At 69.1% G+C, this 12595-nt stretch carries 9 protein-coding genes; 4 read left to right on the forward strand and 5 right to left on the reverse strand.

Translation table 11 applies throughout. The features are described 5' to 3' along the window. Positions 1–286: 286 nt before the first annotated feature. Genes paoA through paoC form a run of 3 tightly spaced genes read left to right on the forward strand, consistent with a single transcriptional unit; the run spans position 287 to position 4066 of the window. Positions 287–925, forward strand: coding sequence for an aldehyde dehydrogenase iron-sulfur subunit PaoA (gene paoA, locus ABLE43_RS05630; protein ID WP_348977501.1), 639 nt, complete (start codon positions 287–289; stop codon positions 923–925). Further along, a complete protein-coding gene (locus ABLE43_RS05635; RefSeq protein ID WP_348977502.1) occupies positions 922–1872 on the forward strand; it encodes an FAD binding domain-containing protein in 951 nt (316 codons plus the stop codon). The genes paoA and ABLE43_RS05635 overlap by 4 nt, the downstream gene beginning before the upstream one ends. Positions 1873–1876: 4 nt before the next feature. Then, the gene (gene paoC, locus ABLE43_RS05640) at positions 1877–4066 is read left to right on the forward strand and encodes an aldehyde oxidoreductase molybdenum-binding subunit PaoC (protein WP_348977503.1); all 2190 of its coding nucleotides are present in this window, start codon (positions 1877–1879) and stop codon (positions 4064–4066) included. A gap of 43 nt (positions 4067–4109) precedes the next feature. On the opposite strand, the gene ABLE43_RS05645 is transcribed toward paoC, so the two are convergent. After that, positions 4110–4661 (reverse strand): phosphoribosyltransferase, encoded by a 552-nt coding sequence (locus ABLE43_RS05645; protein WP_348977504.1) that lies wholly within the window; start codon positions 4659–4661, stop codon positions 4110–4112. 66 nt (positions 4662–4727) lie between these two features. Beyond that, positions 4728–5741, reverse strand: coding sequence for an adenosine deaminase (locus ABLE43_RS05650; protein ID WP_348977505.1), 1014 nt, complete (start codon positions 5739–5741; stop codon positions 4728–4730). Positions 5742–5949: 208 nt separating this feature from the next. Here ABLE43_RS05650 and ABLE43_RS05655 point away from each other — a divergent pair, with 208 nt between their 5' ends. Continuing rightward, complete coding sequence (locus ABLE43_RS05655) at positions 5950–7347, forward strand: nucleobase:cation symporter-2 family protein (protein WP_348977506.1); 1398 nt, start codon at positions 5950–5952, stop codon at positions 7345–7347. 56 nt (positions 7348–7403) lie between these two features. Here ABLE43_RS05655 and ABLE43_RS05660 read toward each other — a convergent pair whose 3' ends face one another. Genes ABLE43_RS05660 through ABLE43_RS05670 form a run of 3 tightly spaced genes read right to left on the reverse strand, consistent with a single transcriptional unit; the run spans position 7404 to position 12414 of the window. Then, complete coding sequence (locus tag ABLE43_RS05660) at positions 7404–8765, reverse strand: 8-oxoguanine deaminase (RefSeq protein WP_348977507.1); 1362 nt, start codon at positions 8763–8765, stop codon at positions 7404–7406. Beyond that, positions 8762–9865, reverse strand: coding sequence for a purine nucleoside permease (locus ABLE43_RS05665; RefSeq protein WP_348977508.1), 1104 nt, complete (start codon positions 9863–9865; stop codon positions 8762–8764). Before ABLE43_RS05665 ends, ABLE43_RS05660 begins: the two co-directional genes overlap by 4 nt. A gap of 56 nt (positions 9866–9921) precedes the next feature. Next, the gene (locus ABLE43_RS05670; protein ID WP_348977509.1) at positions 9922–12414 is read right to left on the reverse strand and encodes a TonB-dependent siderophore receptor; all 2493 of its coding nucleotides are present in this window, start codon (positions 12412–12414) and stop codon (positions 9922–9924) included. Positions 12415–12595: the final 181 nt, after the last annotated feature.

The following is a 12595-nucleotide window of genomic DNA, read 5'->3' on the forward strand; positions in this document are numbered from 1 at the left end:
TGCGATCGGTTATAGTCTAATCCACTTGCGTGGAAGCCGCACCAGCCCGCTCCCCCACCCGGTACTCCCGATGGGTGGCCGGGTGGGGGAGCGGGCTGGTGCCGCCCCGATCCGACTGTGTCGGATCAGCCGCTAGCGAATGCGGCAAGCCGGGGGAATGGTCCGCTTCGTGCCGTTACGCAACCGGCACGGACCCGAAACGCGCTTCCGAAGGTTATGCTGGGCTGGGCCTGCATCCGCAGGCATGGTGCGGATCGTCCGTCCGCCCGCCCGTCTGGAGAACCCCATGGCAGAGCTGCCCGAATTCGAACTGTCGCGCCGCGGCCTGCTGGCAGGCGGTGCGGCGACCGCCGCGCTGGCCGCCGCACCCGCCGGGGCCGCGCCGATGGCGCCCGCCGCCGCGGCACCGGTGCCGACGATGGACGTGCGGCTGACCGTCAACGGGCGAACACGCGAACTGGCGCTCGATCCGCGCACGACGCTGCTCGACGCGCTGCGCGAGCATCTGCAACTGACCGGCACCAAGAAGGGTTGCGACCATGGCCAGTGCGGGGCCTGCACCGTGCTGGTCGACGGCAAGCGGATCAACAGCTGCCCGACCCTCGCCGTCATGCACGACGGCGACCGGGTGACGACGATCGAGGGGCTGGGCACCCCGGACAGGCTGCACCCGATGCAGGCGGCGTTCGTCCGGCACGACGGATACCAGTGCGGCTATTGCACGCCGGGGCAGATCTGTTCGGCGGTGGCGGTGCTCGATGAAATCAGGCGCGGCGTGCCGAGCCATGTGCAGGCGGACCTGACCGCCAGACCTACGCCCACCGACATGGAGGTGCGCGAGCGGATGAGCGGCAACATCTGCCGCTGCGGGGCCTATTCCAACATCGCCGAAGCGATCGCCGATGTCGCGGGAGCACGCGCATGAGGGCCTTCACCTATGAGCGGGCGAAGGACGCCCGCGCCGCCGCACAGCTGGTCGCCAGCCGACCCGGCGCGAAGTTCATCGCGGGCGGCACCAACCTGCTCGACCTGATGAAGCTGGAGATCGAGACGCCGACCCATCTGGTCGACGTGCAGGAGCTGGGCTTCGACCGGATCGAGGAGACGGCGGACGGCGGCCTGCGCATCGGTGCGCTGGTCAGCAACACCGATCTGGCCAGCCACGAACGGGTGCGGCGCGACTATGGCGTGCTGACGCGGGCGATCGTCGCGGGGGCGAGCGGGCAGTTGCGCAACAAGGCGACGACCGCGGGCAATTTGCTGCAACGTACCCGCTGCCCCTATTTCTACGACACCAACATGGCGTGCAACAAGCGCAGGCCGGGGTCGGGCTGCGCCGCGATCGGCGGCTATTCGCGGCAGCTGGGCGTGATCGGCGTGTCGGACCAGTGCATCGCGACCTTTCCCGGTGATATGGCCGTCGCGATGCGGGTGCTCGACGCGGTGGTCGAGACGATCGACGGGCAGGGGCAGGGCCGCGCCATCCCGATCGCCGACTTCCACCGGCTGTGGGGCGACCGGCCCGATCTCGACACGGTGCTGAAACCGGGCGAGCTGATTACCGCCGTGACGCTGCCCAGACCGATCGGCGGCAGGCATTTCTATGAAAAGGTCCGCGACCGGGCGTCCTATGCCTATGCGCTGGTGTCGGTCGCGGCGGTGATCCAGCGCGACGGCACGGGCCGGGTGGCGTTCGGCGGCGTCGCCCCGCGCCCGTGGCGGGTCGAGGAAGCCGACGCGCTGCTGCCGCAGGGCGCCGCCGCCGTCACCGCGCGCGCGTTCGAGGGCGCGACGCCGACCAGGGACAATGCGTTCAAGCTGCCGCTCGCGACGCGCGCGCTGGCCTCCGTCATCGCGCAGGCGAAGGGGTGATCCGATGAAGTTTGAAACCCCCGCCGGACCCAATCCGATCGACCGGCAACAGGTGGTCGGCCGCCCCCGCGCGCGCATCGACGGACCCAAGAAGGTTTCAGGGGTCGCGCCCTATGCCTTTGAACATGCGCGCGACGTGCCGGATGCCGCCTATGGCGTGATCGTGGGCGCGGGCATCGGCAAGGGCAGCATCCGCTCGATCGACCTCTCCGCCGCGCGCGCGGCACCGGGCGTGCTGGCGATCGTCACCGCCGACAGCGCGGGGCCGCTGGGCAAGGGGCGGATGAACACCGTCAGGCTGCTCGCCGGGCCTGCGGTCGATCATTATCATCAGGCGGTGGCGGTGGTCGTCGCCGAGACGTTCGAGCAGGCACGCGCCGCAGCGGCGCTCGTCCGGGTCGACTATGCCCGGGCCAAGGGGCGCTTCAGCCTCGAGGAAGGGCTGAAGTCCGCCGCGCCGGCCCCAGGCGACGACGGCAAGCCCGAGGCGCGGGTCGGCGATTTCGAGGGGGCCTATGCCGCCGCCCCGGTCAAGCTCGACGCGGAATACACCACCCCCGATCACAGCCATGCGATGATGGAGCCGTTCGCCTCCACCGCGCGGTGGGACGGCGACCGGCTGACGCTGTGGACGTCGAACCAGATGATCGACTGGGGACGCGGCGACCTGGCCAGGACGCTGGGTATCCCCAGGGAGAAGATCACGCTGCAATCGCCCTATATCGGCGGCGGGTTCGGCGGAAAGCTGTTCCTGCGCGCCGATGCGGTGCTGGCGGCGCTGGGTGCCAAGGCGGCGAAACGGCCGGTCAAGATCGCGATGGCGCGGCCGATGATGGCCAACAACGCCACCCACCGCCCGGCGACGCGGCAGCGCGTGCGGATCGGCTGTACCCCCGACGGCACGATCACCGCGATCGCGCATGAAAGCGGGTCGGGCGATCAGCCCGACGGCGGCCCCGAAGCGGCGGTCAACCAGACCAAGCTGCTCTATGCGGGCGCGAACCGGCTGGCGGCGATGCGCCTCGCGGTGCTCGACCTGCCCGAGGGCAATGCGATGCGCGCGCCGGGCGAGGCGCCGGGGATGATGGCGCTGGAAGTCGCGATGGACGAGATGGCGGAAAAGCTGGGCATGGACCCGGTGCAGTTCCGCATCCGGAACGATACGCAGGTCGATCCCGCCGATCCGAAGAAGCCGTTCTCGCAGCGCCAGCTGGTCCGCTGCCTGACCGAGGGTGCGCAGCGCTTCGGCTGGGCGAAGCGCAATCCGAAGCCGGGGCAGGTGCGCGACGGCAAGTGGCTGCGCGGCGTCGGCATGGCCGCCGCATTCCGCAACCACGTCAACCGTACCTCGGGCGCGCGGGTGCGGCTGACGGGCGGGCGGATCGTGGTCGAAACCGACATGACCGACATCGGCACGGGCAGCTACACCATCATCGCCCAGACCGCCGCCGAGATGATGGGCGTGCCGGTCGATGCGGTCGAGGTGCGGCTGGGCAATTCCGCCTATCCGGTGTCGGCAGGGTCGGGCGGGCAATGGGGTGCGCCCAACAGCACGGCGGGCGTCTATGCCGCGTGCGTGGCGCTGCGGGCGCAGGTCGCGCAGAAGCTCGGCCTCGGCAGCGATGCGGTGTTCGCGGACGGCCGGGTGACGGGCGGCGGGCGTTCGGTGCCGCTCGGCGACGCGGGCGAGTTGAGCGCCGAGGACAAGATCGAGTTCGGCGCGCTCGACAAGCAGTACGCCTTCGCCACCTTCGGCGCGCATTTCGTCGAGGTGGCGGTCGACGCCTATACCGGCGTGACCCGCATCCGGCGGATGCTGGCGGTGTGCGCCGCCGGGCGGATCATCAATCCGGTGTCGGCGCGCAGCCAGGTGATCGGGGCGATGACGATGGGCGTCGGCAGCGCGCTGATGGAGGAACTGGCGGTCGACGAACGCTTCGGCCTGTTCGTCAACCACGACCTCGCGAGCTACGAGGTGCCGGTCCATGCCGACATCCCGCACCAGGAGGTCGTGTTCCTCGACGAGGCGGACGACAAGGCCAATCCGATGAAGGCCAAAGGCGTCGGCGAACTGGGGCTGTGCGGCGTGGGCGCGGCGGTGGCCAATGCGATCTACAACGCCACCGGGGTCCGCGTGCGCGACTATCCGATCACGCTGGAGAAGCATCTGGAGAAGCTGCCCGCGATCGCGTGACGGCGGGGAACCGCGCACCGCCGCGCGGTTCCCAGGCCGATGCTCAGCGCAGGATCACGTCGGCGCCGTGCTTGTGCGCGCGGATCTCCTCCTCGGTCAGGCCGTCGATCTCGTGCGGGAAGATCAGCCAGTCGTTGGTCTGGTGGACGAAGAAATCGGGCTTCAGGTCGGTGACGTTGCGCGACGGCTTGTAATAGACGGTGGCAACCTTCACCTCGCGCGGCAGGTTGTTGCGGCAGCGCTCCTTCAGTTCCTTCAGCACCGCACGGATCGACCGCCCCGAATCGAACACGTCGTCGATCAGCAGCAGCCGGTCCTCCGGGTTCAGCACGTCGATCAGATAGCCGAGGCCATGGATGCGGACCTCCGGCGCCTGCTGGTCGATGCCGTGGTAGGATGCGGTGCGGATCGCGATATGGTCGCTCTGCACGCCGCGATATTCGAGCAGCTCCTGCACCGCGATGCCGACCGGCGCGCCGCCGCGCCAGATGCCGACGATATGGGTCGGGCGGAAACCGGAATCGAACACGGCATTGGCCAGCCGGAACGAATCCTCCAGCAGGCGGTCGGCGGACAGATAGATTTTGGGGACCACGAAACTTCCATCATCGTTGTGAGGCCGAGGGGCATGTTGTCCTGCCCCCGCCACGAGCGCAACCGGTCAGCGGGCCTGTAGCGCGAAGGCATCGAGCCTCGCCAGATGCGCGGCGACGGCGCCGTCGTCGAGGAACGATCCGAGGAAGCTGTTGCGCGCCAGCGTCACGAGGTCGCCGCGCGACAGCTGCCGCGCGCGGGCGACCGCGCGGTAATTGTCGCCGACATAGCCGCCGAAATAGGCCGGATCGTCCGAATTGATCGTCGCGCGCAGCCCGAGGCGCAGCATGTGGTCGATCGGGTGATCGGCCATGTCGCGCACCACGCACAGCTTGTGGTTGGACAGCGGGCAGACGGTGAGCGTCATCGCCTCGCGCGCGAGGCGGGCGGTGAGCAGCGGATCTTCCAGCGCGCGATTGCCATGGTCGAGCCGGTCGATGCGCAGCAGGTCGAGCGCTTCATGGACATAGGCGGGCGGGCCTTCCTCGCCCGCATGCGCCACGCGCTTGAGTCCGGCATCCCCGGCGGCGGCGAACACGCGGGCGAATTTCGACGGGGGATGGCCGACTTCGGAGGAATCGAGGCCGACCCCGTCGATCCGGTCGAGCCACTTCTCCGCCCGGGCGAAGGTCGCGAAGGCGGCATCCTCGTCCAGATGGCGCAGGAAGCACAGGATCAGCTTCGACGTCAGGCCATGCTTCGCCTCCGCGGCCGCCATGCCCGACGACAGCCCTTCCATCACCACGTCGAACGGAATGCCGCGATCGGTATGGGTCTGGGGATCGAAGAAGATTTCGGCATGGACCACGCCGTCCGCCGCCGCGCGATCGAAATAGGCGACCGCGAGGTCGTGGAAGTCCTGTGCTTCGCGCAGCACGTCGGCTCCGGCGTAATAGATGTCGAGGAAATCCTGGAGATTGGAGAAGGCATAGGCCGCGCGCACTTCCTCGACCGAGCGGAACGGGATGGCGACGCGGTTGCGCCGGGCGAGGTCGAACATCAGTTCGGGTTCGAGGCTGCCCTCGATATGCAGATGCAGCTCGGCCTTGGGCAGCGCGGTGATGAAGTCGTCGTCGGTCATGCGGGCAGCTTCCATGCGATGGGATCGGTCGTGCGGCATCGCCATCATGCGCAATCGGTGCCGCCGGGGATAGTGCGGAGACGCGCTGCCGTGCACCGGGCGCGAGCGATGCCTTTTCTCGATCGCTTCGTTCCAGATTCGGCGCTGGTGGCGATCGCCGCGATGCCGATAGAGGATGGCCATCACCCAGCAGACGGAGGCCCGGCCCATGCAATCGGCGACGAGCGAGTTGCCCCTCGCAGGACAGGCGACGGCCGCCCCGCCGGTGCCCGACCGGATCGACGACGGCGTCGACGCGCTGCCGCCGCCTGGCCGGCTCGCGCCGCTGGCCATGCAGCATGTGCTGGTGATGTATGCCGGAGCGGTGGCGGTGCCGCTGGTCGTCGGGCGCGCGCTGAACCTGCCGCCCGCGCAGCTGGCCTTGCTCATCAGCGCCGATCTGGTCGCCTGCGGCTTCGCCACGCTGATCCAGACGCTGGGCCTGCCCAAGGTCGGCATCCGCCTGCCGATCGTGATGGGCGTGACCTTCGCGTCGATCAGCCCGATGCTGGCGATGATCGCGACCGGTGTCGCCGACGGATCGCCGCCCGCCGTCGTGCTGCGCAGCATCTATGGCGCGGTGATCGTCGCCGGGCTGTTCGGCTTTCTGGTCGCGCCGTTCGTCGGGCGGGTGTCGCGGCTGTTCCCGCCCGCCGTGACCGGCACGGTGATCCTGTCGATCGGGCTGAGCCTGATGCGGGTCGGCATCAACTGGACGGCGGGCGGGCAGCCGACCGATCCGGGCTATGGCGCGCCCCAGCATCTGCTGCTGGCGCTGCTGACGCTGGGCGTCGTGCTGTGCCTGATGCGGTTCGGCCACGGCCTGCTGCGCAGCGGCGCGGTGCTGGCGGGGACGGTCGCGGGCACGATCATCGCCGGGGCACTGGGGCAGGTGGACCTGACGCCGGTGCGCGACGCGCCGTGGTTCGCGCTGGTGCGCCCGTTCCAGTTCGGGCTGCCGACGTTCGAGGTGCCCGCGTCGATCGCGATGTGCCTCGTCATGATGACGGTGATGATCGAATCCTTCGGCATGTTCATGGCGGCGGGGCAGATGGTCGGGCGGCCGGTCGATCGCCGCCAGATGGTGCGCGGCCTGCGCGGCGATGCGGCGGGGACGGTGCTGGGCGGCGTGTTCAACACCTTTCCCTATACCTCGTTCGCGCAGAATATCGGGTTGCTGAGCATCACCGGGGTCCGTTCGCGCTTCGTGTGCGCCGGGGCGGGGGTGATCCTGCTCGCGCTCGGCTTCTGTCCGAAGCTGGCGGCGCTGGTCGCGGTGGTGCCGTTGCCGGTGCTGGGCGGGGCGGCGCTGGTGATGTTCGGGATGATCGCGGCGACCGGCATCCGCATCCTGGGGTCGGTCGAGCTGACGTTCGAGCGGCTGGTGACGATCGCGGTATCGATCGCGGTCGGGCTGATCCCGGTGCTGTCGGACCGCTTCTTCCAGGCGATGCCCGCCGCGCTTGCCCCGCTGCTGCATTCGGGGATCGTGCTGGCGTCGATCAGCGCGGTCGCCCTGAATGCGTTCTTCGGCAACCGGGAGAGCCGCGACGAGGTGGTCGCGTAGATCTGGTCGGAGGTTGGCCGGTGCGGCATCCGCGTGAGCGGATCAAGATCAGGCGCTCAGGCGACCGATTGCAGCCTTGCCGCCGATCGGCGGGCGTCGGCGACGATCGTGGCATGCGGCACGCCGGTGAGCATGCCGTCCGTCACCACCGCCCGCCCCTCGACGAACAGGTCGCGCACCCCGGCGGGCGGGCAGAGGATCAGTCCCGCCACCGCATCCCATGCGCCGGTGTTGGCCGGGGTCTGCGCATCCCATACCGCCAGATCGGCGCGCCTGCCGACGACCAGCGCGCCGCAATCGTGCCGCCCGAGCATTTCCGCCCCGCCCCGCGTCGCCAGCCGCAGCGCAGCGCGCGGGGCAAGGGCACCCGCGCCGCCCACCACCCGCTGGAGCAGCATGGCCTGCCGCGCCTCCTGCAACAGGTGGCCGCTGTCGTTCGAGGCGGAGCCGTCGACCCCCAGTCCCAGCGGCACGCCCGCGCCCAGCATGCGCGGGACCGGGGCGATTCCCGACCCCAGTCGACAGTTGGAGCAGGGGCAATGCGCGACCCCGGTGCCGGTCGCGGCGAACAGCGCGATCTCGTCGGCGTCCAGCTTCACGCAATGCGCCATCCATACGTCGGGGCCGGTCCAGCCCAGTCGCTCGGCATAGACGCCGGGGCGACAGCCGAAGCGTTCGAGCGAGAAGGCGACGTCGTCGTCGTCCTCCGCCAGATGGGTGTGCAGCATCACCCCCTTGTCGCGCGCGAGCAGCGCCGCGTCGCGCATCAGCCCCTCGCTCACCGAAAAGGGCGAACAGGGGGCGACGCCGATCCGCACCATCGCGCCGGGGGCGGGATCGTGGAACCGGTCGATCACCCGGATCGTGTCGGCAAGGATCGCGTCCTCGCGCTCGACCAGCGCGTCGGGAGGCAGGCCGCCCGCGCTCTCGCCCACGCTCATGCTGCCGCGCGTGGCATGGAAGCGCAACCCGATGTCGGCGGCGGCGGCGATCGTGTCGTCGAGCGTCACGCCGTCCGGATAGAGGTAGAGATGGTCGCTGCTGAGCGTGCACCCCGAGAGCGCCAGCTCGGCAAGCCCGAGGCGGGTGGCGGCATGGATGTCGTCGGGGGTGTAGCGCGCCCAGATCGGATAGAGCCGCTGGAGCCATGCGAACAGCGAGGCGTCGGTCGCGCCCGGCACCGCGCGGGTCAGCGACTGGAACAGGTGGTGGTGGGTGTTGACCAGCCCCGGCGTGACCACGCAGCCGCGCGCGTCGATCGTCCGGTCGGCGATACGGCGCAGGGGAGCGAGTTCGTCGGTGGTCCCGACGGCGGTGATGACGCCGTCCCGCCACGCGATCGCACCGTCGGCGATCTGGCGGTCGTCGTCGTCCATCGTGACGAGCACCGCCGCCGAATGCAGGACGCCCAGCGTCATTCGGGCGGCGTCTCGCCGTGGCGTTCCCAGTTCTTCAGCAGTTCCTCGACCACCCGGTTGCCGACGCGGTAGAGGCTCTCGACCGACGCGGCGAGCCCGGCATAGCCCTCGTTCTCGCGCAGCAGATAGTCGGCGGCGGCGACGCCGGGCGGCGGCAGCGTATAGTTGCTGCCCGCGCGCAGCACGAGCACGCGCTGCTTGTCGAGCCGCCCGATCTTCGACAGATACTCGATCGCCTGGAGCGTGCCGCTCTCCTCCATCGCGCTGGTCACGAACTGGCCCTTGCCTGCGGTGAAATAGCGGGTGTGGTCGTTGGCCCAGCGGTTGAGCAGGCTGCCGTGCCAGAAGGTCATCGCCGAGAACTGGTCGCCCATCAGGACGAACGGCGGCTTCCGCGCATTGGGATGGCCGGTATAGCGGGCGCGTTCGCGGGCGATCCCCGGATCGTCGGGCAGCGGCGTGTCGCGCGTCAGGCGAAACGCCCATTCCGCCAGCGCGGGATTGAGCGCGAACACCTCGCCCCCGTCGGTGCGCGGCGGGGCAGGATCGTTCGGGCCCTTGCGGTCGAGCGGGAAATAGCCGCTCTTCCAGTCGGCGGGGATCTCGCGCGCGTCGATCTCATGCGCCAGATCGCCGTCGACGACGTAGCGCGCCCATGCCGCCGATCCGATCGAGGCATCCTCCGGATCGATCCCGGCGATGCCCGCGACCAGCCAATAGGCCCGCGACAGGTCGAGCCGGTTGTCGAGGCCGAGCGCGGTGACGGCCGCCGCCGCGCGGATCGAGCCGACGCCGGTGACGACGCCCAGTATCTGCGTATCCGGATTATAGTAGAGATCGTGATAGCCATGGGGAAAGGGGATGCGCTGGCGCAGGTTGCGCCGCGTCTTCCACAGCTGGAACTCGCCCGCCGTATCGCCTTCGTCCTTGCCGATCTCGAACATGGTGACGACGACGACCCGCACCGGCAGCGGACGGGGGCAGGGCGCGCCGATCGCGCAGGGCCGCGGCGCGACGGCGGCGGCGGGGGGCGGCGCGGCGGGTGCCGCCGACGTCGGCGCGGCGGCGGCGAGCATCAGGCCGGTGAGGAAAGCGTGCATGATCGATACTCCGGCCGGGCGGGGGCTGCCGGTCGTCCGGCTCCCCGCCCGCACCTTCAGAATTTGTAGACGGCGGAGGCGAGGAAGCTGCGCGGGCGTTCGGGCAGGACGATGGTGCTGCCGAACAATTCGGTGAAGTTCGCGCGGAAATAGCGCGCGTTGGTCGCGTTCTTGATGACGCCACGGAACAGCCATGGCCCGGTCTGGAACGAGCTCGACAGGTCGACGAGCGTATAGGCGGGCAGGCGCACCGCCTGCGACTGGCCCGAGAAGACCGAATCGACCTTCACCACGCTGCCGCTGAACGACAGGCCGTTGTCGAAGCCATAGGTCGCGGTCGCCGAATAGAGGTTGGCGGGAATGCCCGCGCGGCGCGCGTCGCTGCGGCTGTTGATGGGGACGAGGCCGATCGGCTGCCCGCCGAGGTGCAGCGTCGGGTTGGTGACGTTCACCAGATCCTCGATCCCGAAGAAGCTGAACAGCGTGCCCTGCTCGAGCCCGGTCAGGTTGACCACCTCGGTATGGGTATAGGCGGCGGTGACGAGCAGGTGGCGATCGACCGCCCAGCGCGCCTCGGCCTCCACGCCCTTCGTCTCGACCGCCTGGTTGACGGTGATCGACTGGATGTTGAAGTCGGTCCGGTTCTGCTTGTACGCCGACACCGCCGCATAGAGCGTGTCGTTCAGCCAGCTGCCCTTCACCCCGCCTTCGTACAGGCGCGAGGTCGACATGAAGCCCGACGCCACCGCCTCGGGCAGTACCTCCGCCCCCTGGCCGACGACGATCGTCGTCTGCTGCGACGCGGTGGCATAGGGGATGAGGCCGAAGGGCAGCTTGTAGGATGCACTGGCGGTCCACGACCAGCCGTCGTCGCTGCCCTTTGCCGAATTGCGCACCGGCACGCGGTCCATGACGGTCGGGTCGTAGCGCGACGTCGCATCGACCTTGTCGTAGCGCCCGCCGAGCAGCAGATCGAGCCCGAAGTCGAAGTCGAGATCGACCAGCGCGGCGACGCCATAGTCGGTCGTATGCCCGAAGACCCGGTCGGTATAGCCGCAGTTGCATTCGTTGGCGAGCAGCCGGTTCGACGCCGGGGTATAGCCCTGCGTCAGATCGACGCGGTGGAAATATTCAAAGTCGAAGTCGTCGCCGTAGTTGAAGTTGACGTAGCGCACCGACGGCGAGAACTGGCCGGAGAACTTGCCGATGCCGGTGTCGATAGACTTGGCGACGACGATCTTGTCCTCGATCACATAGGATTTGACGCGCTGCGAGAAGCCGTAATCGTTGTTGTTGATGTTCTGCGTATGGTCGAAGAACAGCTGGTTCTTGAGCGTCAGGTCCCCCGGCCCGTCGAAGGTGACGTCGTAATACAGCGTCGTCTGCCGGTTGGTCAGCTTGTCCTCGGTACCGGTCAGCACGTTGCGGCGGCTGAGCTTGGTGGTGCCGGTGTTGACGAGGTTGAGCTGCGGATAGGTCTGGGTGAAGCAGGCGTCGGTGAAGCCCGCGGCGAACGGGCTGAAGCTGCTGTTCGGGCAGGTGAAGTTGCCGAAGATCGACAGGCCGCCGGGGATCACCGCCTTGACCTCGCCCTGCGAGATCTGGCCGTCGCCGTCGGTGTCGAGCGGCTTGGCGGTGCCGGTGATATAGGTGCCGTCATCGACCAGCGCCTGCGTCAGCCGGTTCCAGCCGCCGTTCTGCTGGCCCTTGAAGTCCTGATACTGTCCGCCGAACTCGATGCGGACAGCGTCGGTCAGCTGGTGGTCGAAGGCGCCCTGCAGGATCGTCTGCTTGGTCGACATGTTGCGGTAATAGCTGCCCGAATCCTCGATCTCGGCATAGAGGCTGTAGCCGAGGTCGGCGCCGAGCAGGCGCACCGGCCCGCGCACTTCGGCGCGCAGGTTGTTGCGGCTCCAGCTGCCGCCGGTGTAGCTCACCTCGCCCTGCGGGCTGGTCATCAGCGCACCGCCCGCGACCCGCGCCGATTTGGGCACGAAGTTCATGTAGCCGCCGGTCTTGGACGGGCCGTAGATCGGCGAGGCGGGACCGCGCACGATGTCGATCCGGTCGGCGGCGGCGATCGGCGTCGGATAGTTGCCCGCATTGTCGAGCCGGCGGACGCCGCGGAAATAGGTTTCGCCCGGCGTGCCGCGAATGTCGAGCGCGCCGCCCACCCCGAAGAACGAGTTGGTGAAGGTGCCGGGCGACTGCGCGACCAGATCGTAGATGTCGGTGATGCCGAAGCGTTCGATCTGTTCGTCGCTGATCGTCGATGCCGAGCGCGGCGTTTCCACCAGCGTCTTGTCGAACCCGAAGACCGATCCGACGTCCTTGACCGGCAGCGCGTCGAGCGAGCCTGTGACGACGATCTCGCCGTCGTCCGGCGCGGCGCCCTGGGCGGGTGCGGTGGCCGCCGGTGCGTCCTGCGCAAGGGCGGGGGCGGTCATCGCCGTCCCGCCGAGCAGCACGAGCATGGCGGCAAGGCCGGTGCGGCGCACCGGGATCGGACGATGCAGGACGGTCGATAGCGCGCGCGCGGAATTCTTCATGGTCAGCCCCCCGTAGGACGCCCCGATCCTTTCCCCCGGACGGGTGCGTCGCCGATGTCCGGCCTCTCCCTCCATGCCCGCGACGGGGATACGCACCGTCGTCCACGCCAACCCGGTCGTGTCCGGCAATCGTTTGTTCGTCGTGTCATCGTCCCGACTTGGCGATTGACGTACGGCGGCG

Source organism: Sphingomonas silueang, assembly GCF_040049155.1.
In the GTDB taxonomy this organism is placed as follows: Bacteria; Pseudomonadota; Alphaproteobacteria; order Sphingomonadales; family Sphingomonadaceae; genus Sphingomonas; species Sphingomonas silueang.